Origin of the sequence: Kitasatospora sp. SC0581 (assembly GCF_048159585.1) — a bacterium.
Classification (GTDB): domain Bacteria; phylum Actinomycetota; class Actinomycetes; order Streptomycetales; family Streptomycetaceae; genus Kitasatospora.
The window spans coordinates 1-20,890 of record NZ_JBLRWA010000008.1; the positions used below are offsets into that span (position 1 = coordinate 1).

Annotated in this window: 12 protein-coding genes and 1 pseudogene; 2 read left to right on the plus strand and 11 right to left on the minus strand. The window is 73.8% G+C overall.

Going from position 1 to position 20,890, the window contains the following annotated elements:
- Nucleotides 1–84, plus strand: a pseudogene (locus ACLWS4_RS15425) (ATP-binding protein); the annotation flags it as partial.
- A gap of 82 nt (nt 85–166) precedes the next feature.
- On the opposite strand, the gene cimA reads toward ACLWS4_RS15425, so the two are convergent.
- The 4 genes from cimA to ACLWS4_RS15445 all read right to left on the minus strand — a co-directional run bounded on the left by cimA (nt 167) and on the right by ACLWS4_RS15445 (nt 5,102).
- On the minus strand, nt 167–1,771 hold the full coding sequence (gene cimA, locus ACLWS4_RS15430; protein WP_416874381.1) for a citramalate synthase: 1,605 nt from the start codon (nt 1,769–1,771) through the stop codon (nt 167–169).
- 355 nt (nt 1,772–2,126) lie between these two features.
- Nucleotides 2,127–3,239: a branched-chain amino acid aminotransferase gene (locus ACLWS4_RS15435; RefSeq protein WP_049656394.1), complete on the minus strand. Its 1,113-nt coding sequence runs from the start codon at nt 3,237–3,239 to the stop codon at nt 2,127–2,129.
- Nucleotides 3,240–3,437: 198 nt separating this feature from the next.
- Nucleotides 3,438–4,475 carry a 3-isopropylmalate dehydrogenase gene (locus ACLWS4_RS15440; RefSeq protein ID WP_380744949.1) on the minus strand — a complete coding sequence of 346 codons (1,038 nt, stop codon included), beginning with the start codon at nt 4,473–4,475 and terminating at the stop codon, nt 3,438–3,440.
- Nucleotides 4,476–4,484: 9 nt separating this feature from the next.
- On the minus strand, nt 4,485–5,102 hold the full coding sequence (locus ACLWS4_RS15445) for a Uma2 family endonuclease (RefSeq protein WP_416874382.1): 618 nt from the start codon (nt 5,100–5,102) through the stop codon (nt 4,485–4,487).
- A gap of 133 nt (nt 5,103–5,235) precedes the next feature.
- Between ACLWS4_RS15445 and ACLWS4_RS15450 the strand changes: the two genes are divergently transcribed.
- The gene (locus tag ACLWS4_RS15450) at nt 5,236–7,749 is read left to right on the plus strand and encodes a YfhO family protein (protein WP_416874383.1); all 2,514 of its coding nucleotides are present in this window, start codon (nt 5,236–5,238) and stop codon (nt 7,747–7,749) included.
- Nucleotides 7,750–7,797: 48 nt separating this feature from the next.
- Here ACLWS4_RS15450 and ACLWS4_RS15455 read toward each other — a convergent pair whose 3' ends face one another.
- The 7 genes from ACLWS4_RS15455 to ACLWS4_RS15485 form a co-directional block, all read right to left on the minus strand.
- Complete coding sequence (locus ACLWS4_RS15455; protein WP_416874384.1) at nt 7,798–11,151, minus strand: S8 family serine peptidase; 3,354 nt, start codon at nt 11,149–11,151, stop codon at nt 7,798–7,800.
- 239 nt (nt 11,152–11,390) lie between these two features.
- Nucleotides 11,391–11,552: a hypothetical protein gene (locus ACLWS4_RS15460; protein ID WP_181970683.1), complete on the minus strand. Its 162-nt coding sequence runs from the start codon at nt 11,550–11,552 to the stop codon at nt 11,391–11,393.
- A gap of 295 nt (nt 11,553–11,847) precedes the next feature.
- Nucleotides 11,848–13,434: a phosphoglycerate dehydrogenase gene (gene serA / locus ACLWS4_RS15465; protein ID WP_049657950.1), complete on the minus strand. Its 1,587-nt coding sequence runs from the start codon at nt 13,432–13,434 to the stop codon at nt 11,848–11,850.
- A gap of 243 nt (nt 13,435–13,677) precedes the next feature.
- Entirely contained in the window at nt 13,678–14,676 is a 999-nt protein-coding gene (gene ilvC, locus ACLWS4_RS15470; protein ID WP_049657948.1) for a ketol-acid reductoisomerase, read from the minus strand.
- A gap of 110 nt (nt 14,677–14,786) precedes the next feature.
- On the minus strand, nt 14,787–15,311 hold the full coding sequence (gene ilvN, locus ACLWS4_RS15475) for an acetolactate synthase small subunit (RefSeq protein ID WP_049657946.1): 525 nt from the start codon (nt 15,309–15,311) through the stop codon (nt 14,787–14,789).
- 32 nt (nt 15,312–15,343) lie between these two features.
- Complete coding sequence (locus ACLWS4_RS15480; RefSeq protein ID WP_049657944.1) at nt 15,344–17,197, minus strand: acetolactate synthase large subunit; 1,854 nt, start codon at nt 17,195–17,197, stop codon at nt 15,344–15,346.
- 330 nt (nt 17,198–17,527) lie between these two features.
- Nucleotides 17,528–20,557, minus strand: a complete 3,030-nt coding sequence (locus tag ACLWS4_RS15485; protein WP_416874444.1) for a putative bifunctional diguanylate cyclase/phosphodiesterase — start codon at nt 20,555–20,557, stop codon at nt 17,528–17,530.
- Between the last annotated feature and the right edge of the window lie 333 nt (nt 20,558–20,890).

Sequence of the window (20,890 nt, forward strand, 5' to 3'; positions counted from 1 at the left end):
ACCCTCGACGCCCGCCGCCGCGACAGCGCCAAGAGCGCCCTCATCACCCTCGTCGAACACGCCCTGCTCGCCCGGCTTCGGTGATCGCGCACGACCGTGGCCCGCGGGACTTCGTACGAAGTCCCGCGGGCCACAGGCATGTCGGGCGCCGACCGGCCCGGGCCGGCTACTCGGTCGGCTCCAGGCCGGCCCGGATCAGGCCGTAGGTGTACGCGTCCTCCAGCGCCAGCCAGGAGGCGGCGACCACGTTGTCGGCCACGCCCACCGTCGACCAGGTGACGGCGCCGTCGGTGGACTCGATCAGCACCCGGGTCTTGGAACCGGTGCCGTGCTGGCCCTCCAGGATGCGGACCTTGTAGTCCACCAGCTCGAAGGTGGCCAGCGGCGGGTAGATGCCCTCCAGGGCCGCGCGCAGTGCCTGGTCCAGCGCGTTGACCGGGCCGTTGCCCTCGCCGGTGGCGATCCGGCGCTCGCCCTTGGCCCACAGCTTGACGGTGGCCTCGTTGCCCGTGAAGCCCTTCGGGCCCTGCTCGCTGATGGTCCGCCAGGACTCCAGGGTGTAGAAGCGGTCCCGGCTGCCGCGCACCTCGTCGCGCAGCAGCAGCTCGAAGGAGGCGTCGGCGGACTCGTAGGTGTAGCCGAGGTTCTCCTGCTCCTTAACCTTGGCCACCACCCGGCCGGCCAGGTCCCGGTCGTTGGAGAGGTCGTAGCCGAGCTCCTTGCCCTTGAGCTCGACGGAGGCCCGCCCGGCCATGTCGGAGACCAGCATCCGCATGGTGTTGCCGACCCGCTCGGGGTCGATGTGCTGGTACAGGTCCGGGTCGACCTTGATCGCGGAGGCGTGCAGGCCCGCCTTGTGGGCGAACGCCGAGAAGCCCACGTACGGCTGGTGGGTGGAGGGGGTCAGGTTGACCAGCTCGGCGATCGCGTGCGAGATCCTGGTCATCTCGGCCAGCCGGCCCGCGGGCAGCACCCGGCGGTCGTACTTGATCTCCAGCGCGCCGACCACCGGGAACAGGTTGGCGTTGCCGACCCGCTCGCCGTAGCCGTTGGCGGTGCACTGCACGTGGGTCGCGCCGGCGTCCACCGCGGCCAGGGTGTTGGCCACCGCGCAGCCGGTGTCGTCCTGGGCGTGGATGCCGAGCCGGGCCCCCGTCCTGGCCAGCACGTCGGCGACGATCTCCCGGACGCCGCCCGGCAGCATCCCGCCGTTGGTGTCGCAGAGCACCACCACGTCCGCGCCGGCCTCGTGCGCGGTGCGGACCACCGACACGGCGTACTCGGGGTTCGCCCGGTAGCCGTCGAAGAAGTGCTCGCAGTCGATGAACACCCGCCGGCCCTGCGAGCGCAGGAACTCGACGCTGTCCCGGACCATCTCCAGGTTCTCGTCCAGGGTGGTGCGCAGCGCGAGCTCCACGTGCCGGTCGTGCGCCTTGGCCACCAGGGTGATCACCGGGGCGCCGGAGGTGACCAGCGCCGCCAGCTGCGGGTCCTCGGACGCCTTGCCGCCGGCCCGGCGGGTGGCGCCGAAGGCGACCAGCCGGGCGTGCTCCAGCTCCAGCTCGACGGCCGCCCGGGCGAAGAACTCGGTGTCGCGCGGGTTCGCCCCGGGCCAGCCGCCCTCGATGAAACCGACCCCGAACTCGTCCAGGTGCCTGGCGATGGCCAGCTTGTCCGCCACCGTCAGGTTGATGCCCTCGCGCTGCGCTCCGTCGCGCAGCGTGGTGTCGAACACGTGGAAACTGTCGTCGGTACGGGTGACCTCGGTCATGACCCCTGGTTCTCCGTTTCGGGGAGGTTGGGTACTGCTCTGCCGGACGTTCTCGTCCCGGCTCCACTGTCCATGGTCCCGCGCGCGGTCCCGGTGTCCCCGGGCCCCTTGTGGGGGCCGTCGGCCGGTCCGGGAGAAACAAAAAGACCCCTCGCGGGTGCGAGAGGTCTGCGCGCGGGTCTGGACGCTAGTGGTCGCTCCGCATCGGGTCCAGCGGAAGCGGTCACTGCGGACCGGCGCGCCTGCTGCTAATAATCAGCGAAAGCGAGGACACGCTGGCAGTCTGGCACAGCCTCCGCGATCCGGCCCGCCCGTCTCGGGATGCGAAACGGGGCAGGCCGGCCGGGGTGCGGGATCAGACGATCCGGTGCAGCCAGTGGTGGGTGTCCGGGGTCTGGCCGCCCTGGATGGACAGCAGCGCCTTGCGGAGCTCCATGGTGACCGGGCCGGGCTCGCCGGCGCCGACGGTCCAGTCGGCGGCGGCGGACTTCACCGAGCCGACCGGGGTGATGACGGCGGCGGTGCCGCAGGCGAAGACCTCGGTGAGGGTGCCGTCGGCGTTGGCCTGCTGCCACTCGTCGGTGGAGATCCGGCGCTCCTCGACGGCGTAGCCGAGGTCCGAGGCCAGCTGGAGCAGCGAGTCGCGGGTGATGCCGGGCAGCAGGGCGCCGGACAGCTCCGGGGTGACGATCCTGGCGTCCTTGCCCTCGCCGAAGACGAAGTACAGGTTCATGCCGCCCATCTCCTCGACCCACCGGTGCTCGGCGGCGTCGAGCCAGACCACCTGGTCGCAGCCCTTCTCGGCGGCCTGGGCCTGGGCGACCAGCGAGGCCGCGTAGTTGCCCGCGCACTTGGCGGCGCCGGTGCCGCCGGGGGCGGCCCGGACGTACTCCTTGGACAGCCAGACCGAGACCGGCTTGATGCCGCCCTGGAAGTAGGCGCCGGCCGGCGAGGCGATGATCATGAAGAGGTAGGAGTTGGCCGGGCGGACGCCCAGGCCGACCTCGGTGGCGAACATGAACGGGCGCAGGTAGAGGCTCTGCTCCGGCTCGTTCGGCACCCAGTCCCGCTCCTGGCGGACCAGCAGCTCGACGGCCTCGACGAAGGCCTCCACCGGCAGCTCCGGCATCGCCAGGCGGCGGGCCGAGGCCTGGAAGCGGGCGGCGTTGGCCTCCGGGCGGAAGGTGGCGATGGAGCCGTCGGCCTGGCGGTAGGCCTTCAGGCCCTCGAAGATCGCCTGGCCGTAGTGGAGGGTCATGTTCGCCGGGTCGATCTCCAGCGGCGCGTACGGCACCAGCTGGGCGTCGTGCCAGCCCACGCCCTCCGTCCAGCGGATGGTGACCATGTGGTCGGTGAAGACCCGGCCGAACCCGGGGTTGGCCAGCCGGGCCTCGCGCTCCGCTGCGGGCAGCGGGTGGGCGGAGGGCTTGAGGTCGAACGTGATGGGCGCCTGGGTGGCCGTGCTCATGGCTGATTCCTTCACCGTGGGGTTGGTCCGGGCCGCCACCGCCGCAGATACGTTTCGGCAAACTTCACCGGAATGGACGCACAACGGCACGGCCCACTGTCGATACTCGCATCCAGAGGGCCGTGCCGAACAGCTGCAAGCTGCGGTGATGTGCGGTCCGGCCCCGTCAGCCGGAACCGTGTGTTCGGATCCGGCCGGTCAGCCGGCTACTCGGGCGACGAGCGCGTCGCCGACCTGGGAGGTGCCGCGGGTGCCCGAGCGCTCGGCCAGGTCCGCCGCGACGGCGGCCTCGACCGCGGCGGCCTCGGCGGCGAAGCCGAGGTGCTCCAGCAGCATCGCGACCGACAGCACGGTGGCGGTCGGGTCTGCCTTGCCCTGGCCGGCGATGTCCGGCGCCGAGCCGTGCACCGGCTCGAACATGGACGGGAACTCGCCGCTCGGGTTGATGTTGCCGCTCGCGGCCAGGCCGATCCCGCCCGTGACGGCGGCGGCCAGGTCGGTCAGGATGTCGCCGAACAGGTTGTCGGTGACGATGACGTCGAACCGCTCCGGCTGGGTGACGAAGAAGATGGTCGCCGCGTCGACGTGCAGGTAGTCGGTGGTGACCTCGGGGAACTCCCGGCCGACCTCGGCGAAGATCCGCGTCCACAGGTGCCCGGCGTGCACCAGCACGTTGTTCTTGTGCACCAGGGTGAGCTTCTTGCGCGGCCGCGCCTGCGCCCGGCGGTAGGCGTCGCGCACCACGCGCTCGATGCCGTACGCGGTGTTCAGGCTGACCTCGGTGGCCACCTCCTGCGGCGTCCCGGTGCGCAGCGTGCCGCCGTTGCCGACGTACGGGCCCTCGGTGCCCTCGCGGACGACCACGAAGTCGATCTCCGGCTGGCCGGCCAGCGGGGACGACACCCCGGGGAAGAGCCGGCCCGGACGCAGGTTGATGTGGTGGTCGAAGGCGAACCGCAGCTTGAGCAGCAGCCCCCGCTCCAGCACGCCCGACGGCACGCTCGGGTCGCCGATGGCGCCCAGCAGGATCGCGTCGTGCGACTTCAGCTCGGCCAGGACGTCGTCCGGCAGCGTCTCCCCGGTCCGGTGGTAGCGCCGGGCCCCGAGGTCGTACTCGGTGGTCTCCAGCTTCACGTCGGCGGGAAGCGCGGCACCCAGGACCTTGAGGCCTTCGGCCACCACTTCCTGGCCGATGCCGTCACCGGGGACTACTGCGAGACGAATGGTGCGAGACATGCTCGGACCCTACTCCGCCGTCCCAGGTACTGACACCTGCCGTCCACGATGCGGACGGTCAAGGGTGGCCGTAAACGGAAACGGGCGTCGAACTGTCAGACGCTCCTGGAAGGTTCCACTCGGCACGTACTGACCCGAGGCCGCGTCCAACTCGTACGTGTGGGCAACAGGCCGCCCCTGCTCGCACTCGATGCGCCAGAAGTGACGAATTCCGGCAGCCGCGTACTTTCGTGGCTTGATCTCACGATCCCACTCCGCCTCGCCTTCCTCGACCACCTCGACGACCAGCACGACGTCCTGGGGGAGCCAGAACGTCTGCCCAGGACCGCTCCCCACCCGGGAATCAACCACCATGAGGTCGGGCTCCGGCCGATTGCGGGAATCGATCTTCAGCCCCATCTGCCACCACACCTCCCAGCCCTCCGGCACTTGGTCGGCCAGTTGGCGGTCGAGCCAGCTGACCGTCCCGGCGTGGAAGATCGTCTGGCGGACGGAGAACACCAGGCTTCCGCACAGCAGCTCCGTATGGGGCGGGAGCTGTTGCAAGCGGTCCACGTCGTCCGCGGTGTAACCGGCAGCCGGCGGCCTCAACCACTCCGGCATCTCCCCAGCGATTTCTGCTGCCACGGAAGCACCGTCTCAGCTCGAATCCCGGCGATGCCATCGCCTCACTCCTTCGAGGGAGCGCGTGCGACGCGGGGGGCGCCCGGGGCGTGCTTAGGGTGGCGGGGTCCGGCGAGGTGTGTGGAACGGGGTGCGGATGGGCGGGCGGCGGCGGGAGGTGCTGGTCTGCGCGGGTTCGGCGGGGCTGGCGATGGGCGGGTACGGGCTGGCGGCGGCGGTGCGCGGGCGGTGGCCGGCCGGGGCGGAGGCGGTCGCCGTGCCGTACCACGCCCACCTGTGGGACCTGCTGCACGGGCAGGCCGCCGGGGACCTGCTGTTCAACTGGAACAGCGGCTACGGGGCCCCGTTCCTGGCGGACTTCTTCGCCTACCTGATGAACCCCTTCTCCTGGCCCACCGCGCTCCTCCCCCGCGACCAGGGCCGGCTCGCCGTCCTCCTGGTCACCCTGGCCACCATCGGCCTGGGCACCGCCCTGATGGCCCAGCTGCTCGGCCGGCTGCACCCCGGCCCCCGGTGGCTGCGGGTGTTCGCCGCCGTCGGGTACGGGCTGTGCGCCTGGGTGCTGGACGTCGGCGGGGCCGCCCCGATGTGGCTCTGGGGCCTGGTCTCGCTGCCCCTGCTCGGCCTGGCCGCCGACTGGTGCCTGCGCGAGCGGCACTGGGTGGCCGGCGCGCTGTGCGTCGCGCTCGCCTGGACGGGCAACCTGTACACCGCCGCGCTGGCCACCCTCGCGGCCGGACTGCTGTTCGCCGTCCGGCTGTTCGCCGCCCCGCTCCCGTTGCGCCACCGGGTCCGGGCCGCCGGCCGGGCCGTCACCACGGCCACCGCCGGGGTGCTGCTCGCCTCCCCCGTGCTGTTCGTCGCGGTGCTGGCCACCGGCCGGGCCCAGCCGGAGTCCCCGGTCGAGCCGCTGGGCCCGTCCGGTGTCGCCGCCCACCTCTCCCGGCTGCTGCCCGCGGCCCACGGCGGGCAGCAGCTGCCGGACGTGGCGATCGGCGTCTTCGGGCTGCTGGTGGTGTGCGGGCTGCCGTTCAACCGGCGGGTGCGGGCTCGGGAGCGGGCCCTGTGGTGCGCGGCGCTGGTGCTGGTGGCGGTCGGCTTCCTCTGGACCCCGACGGTGCTGGTCTGGCACGGCCTGGCGATCCCGGCCGGCGGGCCGTACCGGGTGGCCTTCGTGCTCAGCGGGCTGCTGGTGCTGGCGGGCTGGGTCTCGCTGGCGCACCGCCCGGACCGGCTCACCGTGCTGGGCGGCGCCGCCGTGGTGGCGGTGATCGCCGGCCTGGCGGCGGGCCGGTCCGCGGTGCGCCCGGCCACCTGGGTGCTGCTGGCCGTCGGCGGCGCCGTCCTGTCGGCCGCGCTGTGGCTGCTGGACCGCCGGCCCGCCGACCGGCGGGCGACCGCCCTCGCCACCTGGGTGATCGGCGGGGCGGTGCTGGGCAACGCCGTCTGGTCCGGGTACGCGGCGCTCGGCGCGGTCCCTTCCTCCGGGGTCTCCCCGGCGGCCGTCCGGGCCGGGCACGCGGCCGTCCGGGCGGGCGCCGACTGGCCGCGCGGCCGCAGCGACCCCGGCCCGCACGCCTTCACCCCCAACGACCCGCTGCTGCTGAACGGCCAGGGCGGCGGCTACTTCAGCAGCTACCTGCCGACCGTCACCGCCCTGCTGCTGCACGACCTCGGCGCGGGCTGGACGGCCGGCGGACGGCAGACCGCGAGCGTCACCGACCCGGTCGGGCAGGCGCTGTTCGGCGTCCGCACCCACCTCGACGACGCCCCGCCGCCCGGCTTCACCCCGGTGCGGGCCGCCGCGCCGCCGCTGGTCACCGTGCTGCCGCCGGGCTCCCGGACGGAGACCTCCTCGGTCTGGTCCCGGCAGGAGTCGCTGCTCGGCAGCCAGGTGTACGACGCCCCGCTGCCCGTCCCGGCGGGCGGGCCGGCGCCGGCCCTGCACGGCACCAGCGGCTGGTCGGTGCCGGCCGGCGGGGAGGGCACGGTGTTCACGGCCGCCTGCACGCCGGGCGGGACGGCCTACTTCCACGGGGTCTGGTACCGGGGCACGGTCAGCGGCCTGGGCACCGACTACCGCAGCGACGGCGAGCAGCCCACCACCGCCGTGCCGATCCACCGGCTGGGGACCGTCCCGGCGGACGGGGTGGTCCGGGTGACGCTGCGGTCGGACGTGGTGAGCCAGGTGCCCGCCCGCCCGATCGGCTGCCTGCGGGCCGGTGCGCTGGAGGCCGCCGTCGCCCGGCTCACCGCGACCGGCGCCACCCGGGTCGAGGCCGGCGGGCACACCCTCACCGCGACCCTCCCGGCGGGTTCCACCGGCACCGCGCTGCTCTCCGTGCCGGCCGCCGAGGGCTGGACCTGCGCGGTGGACGGCGGCCGACGTCTCACCCCCGTCCCGGTGCTCGGCATGATCGGCGTCCCGCTGGGCGACGGCGCCTCCCGCGTCGCCTGCGCCTTCCGCCCGCCCGGCCTCACCGAGGGGCTCATCGTCACCTCCGCCACCGCCGCCGTCCTCGCCCTGGTGGCGGTCTTCGCCCGGCTCTCCCGACGCCCCACCCGCGTCCCGCGCCGTGACCGCCGCCGGGCGGCCCTGGGCGCCGACGCACAAGCCGGCACGGAAACCGGCCCACAAGCCGGCACATGACGGGGCGGCCCGCCGGAGTCCCGGCGGGCCGCCCCTTCCACCCGACGGTCAGGGCAGGTCGAGCACCTGGGCCCGCCGCTCGGCCGGGTTGCGGTGGTACAGCAGCAGGAGCCGCGAGGTGTCGCCCGCCGCCCGCCGTACGGCGAGGACGGCGCCCGGGCCCGCCGGGGCCAGTACGGCGGCCGGCCCGGTGAGGCCGGCCCGCGCGGTGAGCGCCGGCCGCAGGACGTCCAGCGGGACGGACGGGGTGGTGCCGCTCAGCCCGATGGTGGAGAGCGCCTCGGCCACGTCCGGCGTCCCGCCCCCGGCGTAGCCGGTCCAGACGCCGTAGCGGACGGTGCTGTGCCCGGGCGCGACGCCGGGCAGGGCGCTCAGCCGGACGGGCAGCACCAGGACGTCGCTGTCCAGCAGCCCGGTGTCGGTGTCGCCCCAGTGGGCGTTGAGCGGCTGGACGTCCAGTTCGGCCCCGGTGCGGGCGTCCAGGGCGCGGGAGACCAGGACGTCGCTACCGCGCAGCCGGTCGGCCTTGAGGATGACGTCGGTGCTGCCGTCCCCGTCGGTGTCCAGCGCCACCCGCACCCCGTACAGCCCCACCGGGGTGGCCGCGGGCGCCCACAACTGCGCCCCCACGTACAGCAGTTCGGAGTCGACGGCGGCGCCGGCCGCGCGCAGGCCGGCGGCCCGCTCGCCGGGGTGCTCGACGCAGACCTCCTCCGCCGGGTCCGGTTCCTTCCCGGTGTCCTTCGGCCGCAGGCCCGCGCCGGGCGCGACCGCCGTGCCGCTGCCGCCGGGCGGGCAGTCGGGCCAGCGCTCGCCCTCGCCGCCGAGGGCGAAGGCGCTGACCAGCCCGGGCTGTTCGCCGGGGGCGGCGCGGCCGCCGAGGGTGACCAGGGTGCCGTCCCGGGCGGTGCGGACGGTGGCCGCCGCCGTGAGGTCGCCGGTCGGGCGCGGGGCGGCCAGCACCGGGATCCGCAGCTGCGGGAGCGCGTCGCCACCGACCGGGGTGAGCAGCACCCGGCCGGAGAGCTCGCCCCGGTAGCTGCGGGCCCGGCCGCCCTGCACGGTGTCGATGGTCGGGTCGGGCGCGCGCCCCAGCTCCCCCGGCACGGCCAGGGTGACCCGTACCCGCGCGGTGCCGCCCGCCGGGACGTCCACCCGGGCCGGTGCCACCTGGTAGGAGGCGCCCGGCAGCCTGGTGGCGGCCGCGTACGAGGTGCGGTACGCCAGTGGCGCGTTCGAGGTGTTGCGCACCTCGATCTCCCGGGTCACCGCCGTCGGCCCGCCGACCTCGACCGGCCCGAAGGAGACCCCGACCCCGCCCTCCACGGCGCCCTCCCCCGCCGCGTAGGCGACGGCGGGCGTGCGGACCGCCCGGTCCACCCGGACCCTCCCGGCCCCGGTGCGCTCGGGCCCGTAGACCGGCCCGCTGTGCTCGTCGCCGAGGAAGGTGTCCTCGGTGGTGTTCATCAGCGCGGCCTTGACCTGCTCGACCGGCCAGTCCGGGTGCGCGGCGCGGACCAGCGCGGCGAGCCCGGCCACGTGCGGGGCGGCCATCGAGGTGCCGCTCTCGCGCTGGCCGCCGGTACCGCTGCCGACCAGGCTGGACCAGATGCCCTCGCCGGGGGCCGCCAGGTCGGGCTTGACCACGCCCGGCACGCCGATGCCGCGCGAGCTGAAGTCGGTCATGGTGTCGATCCGGGCCGGCTGGTCCTGGGCGACGGAGCCGTGCAGCGGGTTGCCGGGCGCGGCGAGCCGGACCGTCACCGGCCCGGCGGCCGCGGCCTGCCGCAGCCGCTCGCCGTCGGCGCGCCCCAGCAGTACGGCCGGGATCCGGTCGTCGCCGGAGATCTCGGCGAGGTGGTCGGAGTCGGCGGCGTACAGGGCGCCGATCGCGCCCGCGTCGGCGGCGTGGTCGGCGCGCGGGCCGGAGTTGCAGGCCCGGTCGGCTTCCCGGGTGTGCCAGGTGAGCAGCGCGATCCGCCCCTTCAGCCGCTGCCGGTCGGCCTCGCCGAACTCGGTGCAGCCGTCCGACTGGTCGGCGGGCAGGGCGAGTTCGCCGCTGACGTCGGCGGTGGACCAGCCCTGGTAGCGCTCGCTCCAGTGCCCCGGGACGACCCCGGCCTGGGCGGCGGGGGCGAGCACGGTGACGCCGTCCACGTCGGCGTGGCCGTGCACCGAGGCGGCGACGGTGATCGCCCGGGCGGCGGTGCCGGGGCTGCCGCCGATGCCGTACACGTCGCCGTCGTTGCCCGCCGCCGCGATCACGACGGTGCCGAGCTCGGCGAGCCGGTCGGCGGCCAGGGCGTCGGTGTCGTCGGTGCTGCCGAAGTGGCTGCCGAGCGAGAGGTTGACGACGTCCAGCCGGTCGCTCAGGTCGCCGTCGCCGTTCGGGTCGGCGGCCAGGTCGAGCGCCTCGGTGACCCGGTCGGTGGAGCCGTCGCAGCCGAACACCCGGATCGCGTACAGCTGCGCGCCCGGGGCGGTGCCGGGGCCGATCCGGAAGCCGGCCGGGTCCAGCCCGGGCCCGTACGGACCGGTGTACGGGTGGCCGTCCGCGGTGACGCCGTACCCGGCCGCGGTGCCGGCCACGTGGGTGCCGTGCCCGTTGCGCACGCAGTCGATCGGGTTGTCGCCGGGGTGCGGCACCGGCTGGTAGTGCGGGGAGGCCGGGTCGGGGTCGTAGTCGTCGCCGACCAGGTCCTTGCCGCCGACCACCTTGGCGTTGGGGAACAGCGCGGGCGGCGCGGGCCTGCCGCGCTCGACCGAGCGGAACGCCTCCTCGGTGCCGGGGCCGCCGAAGTCGGCGTGGGTGTAGTCGATGCCGCTGTCGATGATCCCGATCCGGGTGCCCCGGCCGGTGCCGGCCGCCTGGTCGCCGGCCCAGACCTGCGGGGCGCCGGTCAGCGGGACGGAGTGGGCGTTGTCGCGCCGTTTGGCGACGATCGGGTGGACGGCCCGGACGCCCGGCAGCGCCCGCAGCGCGGGCAGCCGGTCGGCGGGCGCGCTGACCGCGAGGCCGGCGAGCACGGTGCGGGTGCGGTAGAGCTCGCGGGCGGCGGGTGCCGCCCGGTGGACGGCGCCGGCGAGCCGGTCGAGGGCGTCCCCGGCCCGGGCCCGCTGGGCGGCGCCGGCCCGCGCGGCCTCCCGGCGGACGGCCTCCGGGGGGCGCTGGGCGCGCCGGGCCCCGTCGGCGGCGCGCCGCCAGGCGGAGCCGGCCGCCTCGGTGGTGAGTTCGAGCAGGACGGAGGCCGTTCGGCCCGGCCCCGGCGGTCCGGCGGACGGCGGCCCCGCGGACGGTGGGCCGCCGGCCGCCGGGGTGGCGGCGAGGACGGCGCTTCCGGCCAGCAGGGCCAGGGTGAGGCCGATCCGGGCGGCGGGTCGGCGGACGGGTGGCAGACGCACTGGGCCCTCTCCCCCGGCAGGGGGACTGATCCGCACACCGTGTCGCTGACGCTCGCCCACGCGAACGTCGATCACCCCTCCGAGGGCCCCAAATTAGGATGATCGCGCCGACGGGGACGAGCAACTTCCCTCGGACGGACCGGGGTTGCACTCTACTGGGTGACATCCGGCGCACCCGTACGGCTCATTCGACGGATGAACGCCACCGCCCGGCAACCCGGCCCGGAGGCGCCGGCCGCTCAGTGGTGGCCGGTCGCGCCGCCGTTGTCCCGGCGGTCCAGCGCACGCTGGAGGGCGGCGGCCGCGAAGGGGTTCCGCTCGACGGCCCGGCGGCGGCGCGGGGCGCGGACGGGGGCGGCGGCGGGGGCGGACGTGGCGTGACGGTCGGCGGTCGGCGACATACCGGGCTCCTTGGAAGCGGCGCTGCGGAGGGCGAGCGCGAAGAGGGGAAAGGGAGCGCGGGAGCAGGGATCGCCTGCTCGTGAAGGCGCACGCGTACACGGGCCGCGCGCCCTGGCTACAGGGGCGGCACACCGTACGGCCCTTCCACGGTACGACCATGCCCCGGCCGTGTCTGCACGAATACTTGGATTTCCTAGTATCTGAGACGGGTCTCACCCGGGAGAACGCAGCAGGGCCCGGACCACCGTCGAACGGTGGTCCGGGCCCTGCCGGGACGGCCCTGGGGCCGGAGGATCAGCCCAGGTCGACCGAGCGCGCGAAGCGGGCGCCGATCTCGGCGGCGATCGCCGAGAGCACCTCCTGCGGGATCTCGGTGTCCACGGTGATGGAGGCCAGCGCGCTGCCGCCGTCGCGGGCGACCTGCATGCCGGCGATGTTGATGCCCGCGTCGCCGAGGTGGCGGCCGAGCACGCCGACCACGCCGGGGCGGTCCTCGTACTTGAAGAAGGCCATGTGGTCGGTGAGCGCCACGTCCACGTCGAAGGCGTCCACGCCGACGATCTTCTGGGTCTGCTTGGGGCCGGCCAGCGTGCCGGAGATGGCGATCTCCTCGCCGTTCCCGAGCGTGCCGCGGACGGTGATCACGTTGCGGTGCTCGAGGCTCTCGCTGGAGGTGGTCAGACGGACCTCGACACCGCGCTCCTGGGCGAACAGCGGGGCGTTGACGTAGGACACCGTCTCCGCCACCACGTCCTCGAACACGCCCTTCAGCGCGGACAGTTCGAGCACCTTCACGTCGTGCTGGGTGATCTCGCCGCGGACCTCGACGTCGAGGCGGACGGCCACCTCGCCGGCCAGCGCGGTGAAGATCCGGCCGAGCTTCTCGGCCAGCGGCAGGCCCGGGCGGACGTCCTCGGCGATCACGCCGCCCTGGACGTTCACCGCGTCCGGCACCAGCTCGCCGGCCAGCGCGAGGCGCACCGAGCGGGCGACCGCGATGCCGGCCTTCTCCTGCGCCTCGTCGGTGGAGGCGCCCAGGTGCGGGGTGGCGACCACGTTGTCGAAGGCGAACAGCGGGGAGTCGGTGCACGGCTCCTTGGCGTACACGTCCAGGCCGGCGCCGGCCACCCGGCCCTCGCGCAGCGCGCTCGCCAGCGCCTCCTCGTCCACGATGCCGCCGCGGGCGGCGTTCACGATGCGGACGGTCGGCTTGACCTTGTGCAGCGCCTCGTCGCCGATCAGGCCGATGGTCTCCGGGGTCTTGGGGAGGTGGACGGTGATGAAGTCCGACACCTCCAGCAGCTCCTCCAGCGTGACCAGCTTGACGCCCATCTGCGCGGCGCGGGCGGCCTGGATGTAGGGGTCGTACGCGACGATCTTCATGCCGAACGCGGACATCCGCTGGGCGACCAGGACGCCGATCCGGCCGAGGCCGACGACGCCGAGGGTCTTCTCGCTCAGCTCGACGCCGGTGTACTTGTTGCGCTTCCACTCGCCCTGCTTGAGCGCGGCGTTGGCCGGCGCGATGTTGCGGGCGACGGAGATCAGCAGGCCGCAGGCGAGCTCGGCGGCGGTGACGATGTTGGAGGTCGGCGCGTTGACGACCATCACGCCGGCCTTGGTGGCGGCGGCGACGTCCACGTTGTCCAGGCCGACGCCGGCCCGGGCGACCACCTTGAGCTTGCGGGCGGCGGCCAGCGCCTCGGCGTCGACCTTGGTGGCGGAGCGGATCAGGATCGCGTCGACGTCGGCGATCGCGGTGAGCAGCTCGGTGCGGTCGGCGCCGTTGCAGTGGCGGATCTCGAAGTCGGGGCCGAGGGCGTCGACGGTGGCGGGCGAGAGCTCTTCGGCGATCAGTACGACAGCGCTTTTGGAGGTCACAGTGCTCACGACAGTGGGTCCTTAACTGTCCGGTTCCCCCGGGCACGTAGGTGGCGTGGAGGGCGGGGGAAGGTGGCATGCCGCGTAGGTAGACGCACGACGCTGTGGGCCTGACGCGCACTCGGAGTGTATCGACGGGCTGGGTAGCGGGCTGCTCCCGTCCGGCGAAATCACCCGGACGAGAGCAGCCTACTTGTACAAGGACGTTACAAATTCGGGGCCGGGGAAACGGCCCGGAAGGGGTCAGGCGTTCTCGTTGACCCAGCTCATCAGCGAGCGCAGCTTCTTGCCGGTGGTCTCCAGCAGGTGGTCCTCGTCGGCCTTCTTGTACTCGTTGTACTTGGGCAGGCCCGCCTTGTACTCGGCGATCCAGGTGTTGGCGAAGGTGCCGTCCTGGATCTCGGCGAGGACCTGCTTCATCGCGGCCTTGGTGTCCGCGGTGATGATCCGCGGGCCGGTGACGTAGTCGCCCCACTCGGCGGTCTCGGAGACCGACCAGCGCATCTTCTCCAGGCCGCCCTCGTACATCAGGTCGACGATGAGCTTCAGCTCGTGCAGGCACTCGAAGTAGGCGATCTCCGGCTGGTAGCCGGCCTCGACCAGGGTCTCGAACCCGGCCTTCACCAGGGCGGCGGTGCCACCGCAGAGGACGGCCTGCTCACCGAACAGGTCGGTCTCGGTCTCCTCGGTGAAGGTGGTCTTGATGACGCCGGCCTTGGTGGCGCCCAGGCCCTTGGCGTAGGACAGCGCCAGCTCGAAGGCCTTGCCCGAGGCGTCCTGCTCGACCGCGACGATCGCGGGGACGCCGCGGCCCTCCTCGTACTGGCGGCGGACCAGGTGGCCCGGGCCCTTCGGGGCGACCATGCAGACGTCCACGTCCGCCGGGGGCTTGATGAAGCCGAAGCGGATGTTCAGGCCGTGGCCGAAGAACAGGGCGTCGCCGGCCTTCAGGTGCGGGGCGATGTCGGCCTCGTAGACGTCGGCCTGGATCGGGTCCGGGACCAGGATCATGATGACGTCGGCCTCGGCCGCGGCCTCGGCCGGGGTGACGACGCGCAGGCCGGCCTCCTCCGCCTTGGCACGGGACTTGGACTCCGGCTTCAGGCCGACCCGGACGTCGGCGCCGGAGTCGCGCAGCGACAGCGCGTGGGCGTGGCCCTGGCTGCCGTAGCCGATGACCGCGACCTTGCGGCCCTGGATGATGGACAGGTCGGCGTCGTCTTCGTAGAACAGCTCGGCCACGGGGGCACATCTCCTTGCGTGATGGGGTCCGGGTACGCGGTGTTCACCGTATGCGCACGCGGTGTGGTGTGGGTCTTTGCTTCAGGGATTGAGACGCGGAGGCGCGCTGTTCACGCGCTGCGGTCCAGGGCGCGCAGCGAGCGGTCCGTGATGGAGCGCGCGCCGCGGCCGATGGCGACCAGGCCGGACTGGACCAACTCCTTGATGCCGTAAGGCTCCAGCATCCGGAGCATGGCCTCCAGCTTGTCCGAGCTGCCGGTGGCCTCGATGGTCACCGCTTCCGGCGACACGTCGACGGTCTTGGCACGGAACAGCTGGACGATCTCGACGATCTGCGACCGGGTCTCGTTGTCGGCGCGGACCTTCACCAGGACCAGTTCCCGCTGGATCGCAGCGGACTGGTCGAGTTCGACGATCTTTATCACGTTCACGAGCTTGTTGAGCTGCTTGGTGACCTGTTCCAGCGGGAGGTCCTCGACGTTGACCACGATCGTCATCCGGGACACGTCCGGATGCTCGGTCGAGCCGACGGCGAGGGAGTCGATGTTGAAACCCCGACGGGAGAACAGGGCGGCGATGCGGGCGAGCACGCCGGGCTTGTTCTCGACCAGGACGGAGAGGGTGTGCTTGGACATGGGATTCCTCAGTCGTTCTGGAGAGGGGGACATCAGTCGAGGTCGTCGCCGAAGTCGGGGCGCACGCCCTTGGCGAACTGGATCTCGTCGTTGCTGGTGCCGGCCGCGACCATCGGCCAGACCATGGCGTCCTGGTGGACGATGAAGTCGATGACGACCGGGCGGTCGTTGATCTCCATCGCCTGCCGGATGACCGCGTCGAGGTCCTCGGGGCGCTCGCAGCGCAGGCCCACGCAGCCCATCGCCTCGGACAGCTTGACGAAGTCGGGGATCCGGGTGCCCTGGGCCGGCGGCTCGATGCCGTCGTGGCCGGGGCCGGAGTGCAGCACGGTGTTGGAGTAGCGCTGGTTGTAGAACAGCGTCTGCCACTGCCGGACCATGCCCAGCGAGCCGTTGTTGATGACCGCGACCTTGATCGGGATGTCGTTCAGGGCGCAGGTGACCAGTTCCTGGTTGGTCATCTGGAAGCAGCCGTCGCCGTCGATCGCCCAGACCGCGCTCTCCGGGCGGCCGGCCTTGGCGCCCATCGCCGCGGGGACGGCGTAGCCCATGGTCCCGGCGCCGCCCGAGTTGAGCCAGGTGCCCGGCTTCTCGAACCGGATGAACTGCGAGCTCCACATCTGGTGCTGGCCCACGCCCGCGGCGTAGATCGCCTCGGGGCCGACCAGCGTCCCGATCCGCTCGATGACCTGCTGCGGCGAGAGCCGCCCCTCCGGGGCCGGCTCGTAGCCGAGCGGGTAGGTCTTCTTCCACTCGTCGAGCCGCTCCCACCACTCGGTGTAGTCGCCCTTGTGGCCGGCGTCGAACTCGGCCTGGACGGCGACGATCAGGTCGGCGAGCACCTCGCGGGCGTCGCCGACGATCGGCACGTCCGCCGGGCGGTTCTTGCCGATCTCGGCCGGGTCGATGTCGGCGTGGACGACCTTGGCGTTGGGGGCGAAGCCGTCCAGCTTGCCGGTGACGCGGTCGTCAAAGCGGGCGCCGAGGGTGAACAGCAGGTCGGACTTCTGGAGCGCGGTGACGGCGGGGACGGAGCCGTGCATGCCGGGCATGCCCAGGTGCTGCGGGTGGCTGTCCGGGAACGCGCCGAGCGCCATCAGGGTGGTGACCACCGGGGCGCCGGTCAGCTCGGCGAGGATCCGCAGCTCGGCGGTGGCCCGCGCCTTGAGCACGCCGCCGCCGACGTACAGCACCGGCCGCTTGGCGCCGACCAGCATCTTCGCGGCCTCGCGGATCTGCTTGGCGTGCGGCTTGGTCACCGGGCGGTAGCCGGGCAGCGCGGTCTCGACCGGCCAGCGGAAGGTGGTGGTCGCCTGGAGCGCGTCCTTGGCGATGTCGACCAGGACCGGGCCGGGGCGGCCGGTCGCGGCGATGTGGAAGGCCTCGGCGATCACCCGGGGGATCTCGGCCGGGTCGGTGACCAGGTAGTTGTGCTTGGTGATCGGCATCGTGATGCCGCAGATGTCCGCCTCCTGGAAGGCGTCGGTACCGATCGCCTTGGAGGAGACCTGGCCGGTGATCGCGACGACGGGCACCGAGTCCATGTAGGCGTCGGCGATCGGGGTGACCAGGTTGGTCGCACCCGGACCGGAGGTCGCCATGCAGACCCCGACCCGGCCGGTGGCCTGGGCGTAGCCGGTGGCGGCGTGGCCGGCGCCCTGCTCGTGCCGGACCAGGATGTGGCGCACCTTGACGGAGTCCATCAGGGGGTCGTACGCGGGAAGGATGGCGCCGCCCGGGATGCCGAAGACGGTGTCCGCGCCCACGGCCTCGAGGGAGCGGATGAGCGACTGGGCGCCGGTCATGGTCTCGACGACGTGCTGGGGAGCGGGAGCGTTGGCGGCCGGGTTGTCCCCGCGGCGGGGGGATGCGGCGTGCTCGGTCATCTGCCTGTCTCTTCTCGGGTTTTGCCGACCCGGTGCTGCGGGCCCCGTGCTGCGAGGGTGGGGTCCCGGTCCGGGTCGAGCGCCGGCTCTGCCTCAATCGTCCCGCTCGGTCCGACGGATCGGACGGGCTCGGGCGGTCGAGGCCAGGGGTCTTGCGGAGGTGGAACAGCGTCAGTGCAACAAAAAACCCCTCGTGCCCAAGGGCATGCGAGGGGTGGCGCGTCGGTCTGTCACGAGCAGGGCGTACGAGCCCACTCAGCCGACGCGCCCGCCAAGTACGAGAATTCGGGTGCGCATGGCAACGACCTTCCTCCCGTGCGGGGCGGCGTGTCAAGCAGGTGGGACGACCGTCTCGCCATGCGGACCACCCGGCGGGCCAGTAACGGCACGGTGTTCGGGCAGGTCAGAGCCGCCATGGTGATGTGCGCCACGCCCCGGCGCGGCGTCCGTCCGGCCGCTGCCGCGGCCACTCGTCCGGGTGTCCTCGGGGGCAGGCGGGCGGGTGTCGGCGGGCGGGTACGGGCGGCGGGCCGACAGCGGTCCGGCCGGGCCCGCCGGGGTGGACACCGGGCCCGGCGGCGTGGGCAGCGGGCCCGGCGGCGTGGCCAGCGGGCCGGTCGGGGTGGGCAGCGGGTAGCCGCGGCGGGCCAGCGCCCGGCGCAGCCGGGGCTCGTCCAGCGGCGGGGCGAAGGCCGAGCCCTGGGCCTGCCCGCAGCCCAGCTCCCGCAGCGCGGCGACCTGGCGGGGCAGGTCCACCCCCTCGGCGGCGGTGGTCATCCCGAGGTCGCGGCCGAGCCGCAGCGCGTGCCCGGCGAGGGTGCGGCTGAGCGGGGACTCGCCGAGGTCCTGGACGAGCGTGCGGTCCAGCTTGAGCCCGTCCAGCGGCAGCCGGGCGAGCGCGCCGAGCGAGCCGCCGCCCGCGCCGTACCCGGCCAGCCAGGTGGAGACGCCGAGCCCGCGCAGGGCGGAGAGCCGGCGGCCGAGTTCGTCGGCGAGCGAGTCCGGGCCCATCCGGGCCACCTCGATGACCAGTTCGTCGGCGGGCAGCCCGCTGTCGCGCAGCGCCGAGGCCACCGTCTCGTACAGGCCGGGCGAGCAGAGCCGCTCCACCGAGAGCCGGACGGCCACCGGGACGGGCTCCGGCGTGCCGCGACCCCTGCCGCCGGGCAGGCCGCGCCGCTCGACGGCCGCGCTGACCGCCTCCAGGACCAGCCAGCGGGAGAACCGGGTGGCCGCGTCGCCGTGCTCGGCCGAGCGCAGGAACTCGGCCGGGGTGAGCAGCAGGCCGCCCACCGAGCGCCAGCGGGCCTGCGCCTCGACGCCGGTCACCGCGCCGCTGCCGAGGTCCACCACCGGCTGGTGGAGCAGGGTGAAGCCGCCCTCCCGGACGGCCAGCCGCAGCCGCTCCTCCAGCTCGGTGCGGCGCTCCAGGTCGGCCCGCATCGCGGGGGTGTAGAGCACCACCCGGCCCTTGCCCTCGGACTTGGCCCGGTACATCGCCAGGTCGGCGTTGCGCATCAGCTCGTCGGCCGCGGTTCTGGGGTCGGCCGCCGGGCCGCGTTCGGGGGTGCCGAAGGCGATGCCGATGCTGGCGGCGACGCCGAGTTCGGCGCCGCCGATCCAGTACGGCTCGGAGAGCGCGAGGCGCAGCCGCTCGGCCAGCTCCTGGACCTGGAGGCGGCCGAGCGGGCCGCAGACCAGCGCGGCGAACTCGTCGCCGCCGAACCGGGCGACGGTGTCCCCGCAGCGGACGGCGCTCTGCAGCCGGCGGGCCGCCTGCACCAGCAGTTCGTCGCCGACCTGGTGCCCGGCGGTGTCGTTGACCGCCTTGAAGCCGTCCAGGTCGATGAAGAGCACCGCGATCCCGGCGCCCGTCCCGCCCTGCTGGCCACGGGCACCGAGGGCGGCCCGCAGCCGCTGGGTGAACAGCGCCCGGTTGGGCAGGTCGGTGAGCGGGTCGTGGAAGGCGTTGTGCTGCAACTGGGCCTGGAGCATGACGCGTTCGGTGACGTCCCGGCTGTTGAGCAGCAGGCCGTCGCGGTGTCTGCTGACGGTCGACTCGACGTACAGCCACTCGCCGGCGCCGGAGCTGATCCGGCACTCGACCCGGGCGGAGGGCTCGGCGGTGCCGGGGCTGCGGTGGGTGGTGAGCCGGACCCTGGCGAGGTAGCGGCGGACCTCGGAGAGCACCCGGCCGACGTCCTCGGGGTGGACCAGGTCCAGCAGGTTGCCGCCGACCAGCTCCTCCGGGTCCCGCCCGTAGACGCCGAGCGCGGCCGGGGAGACGTAGGAGAGCACGCCGTTGGCGCCGGCGATCATGATGACGTCGCTGGAGCCCTGCACCAGGGAGCGGAAGTGCGCCTCCTTGTGGGCGAGTTCCTGCGCCAGCGACAGGTTGTCGAGCAGCATGACGCCCTGCCGGAGGATCAGCGCCAGCCCGACGGTGCAGGCCGCCGCGGCCACCACACGGTCCAACTCCCGTCCGCCGAGGGCGTTGTAGAGAATGCCCGCGGTGCAGACCGCGGCGGCCGCGTACGGGGTCAGCGCGCTGAAGGTGGTCGCCACCCGGCGGTGCGGCAGGCCGCCGGCCGAGGGGTGGTCGCGCAGCGGACGGCGCCAGCGCGGCGACCACGGCGCCCAGCCCAGCAGCAGGCTGCCGGCGAACCAGCCGGCGTCCAGCAGTTCGCCCGAGTGGTAGCTGCTGCGCAGCTCCGGGGAGGTGAACAGGGCGTCGCAGGTGACGGTGACGGCGAGCGCCAGCATCGCGGTGTGCACCGCCGCCCGGTTGCCGTCCCGGCCGCCGAAGCGCAGCCCGACCACCAGGCTGACCAGCAGGATGTCCAGCACCGGGTAGGCCAGGTTGAGGGCCAGGCGCAGCGGTGAGCCGTCCTCGCCGGCCGCGATCCGGCCGAGCGCCAGGCTCCAGCTGAGGGTGAACAGCGAGCCGGCGATCAGCCAGCCGTCGAGCAGCAGGCAGAGCCAGCCGGCCGCCGTGCGCGGGTGCTGGGCGAGCACCAGGACGCCGGTGATGGCGAGCGGGGCGAACAGCAGGAAGGCGTACTCGGCGAGCGAGTCCCGGGGCAGCGGGGTGCGCACGACCAGCTCGTACCAGCCCCAGGTGCCGTTGCCGAAGGCGACCATGAGCGAGGAGAGGCCGAACAGCAGCCAGGCCGGGCGGGCGTGGCCGCCGACCGTACAGCCGTACACCAGGCAGGACAGCGCGGCCGCCAGGGCCGCCGCGGCCAGCCCGAAGTCGCCCATGAAGACGGACAGTTGGTGCGATCCCCAGCCGGCGGCGGCGCCGGTGGCGTAGGCCACGCAGAGCGCGCCCAGGGCGAACCCGGGCAGCGTACGGCTCACCCCGGGCCGGTACAGCGGGCCGCGGCGGGCGGGTGCGGGCACGTCGGCGGCGGACGTGTCGGTGTGCGGTGCGTCCGGCCGTCCGGTTCCGGGCAGCACCGTTTCGGTGGAGCTCACTCGGCCTCTCCCCCTCCGGCCCGGGGCCTCGCGCCCCGGCCACGGGCCACCGGCCGCGCACCTGTCGGACGTACGCGGTGGCCTGGCGCCCCGTCAGGACGGTGGCCCAGGGGGTGGGCGGCCTGCCGGCCGCCGCACCGTACCGATGCTCCCAAAATGGACCCTACACCAATCCCGTCACTCAATGACACGCACACTCAACTTAGAGTAATGGCG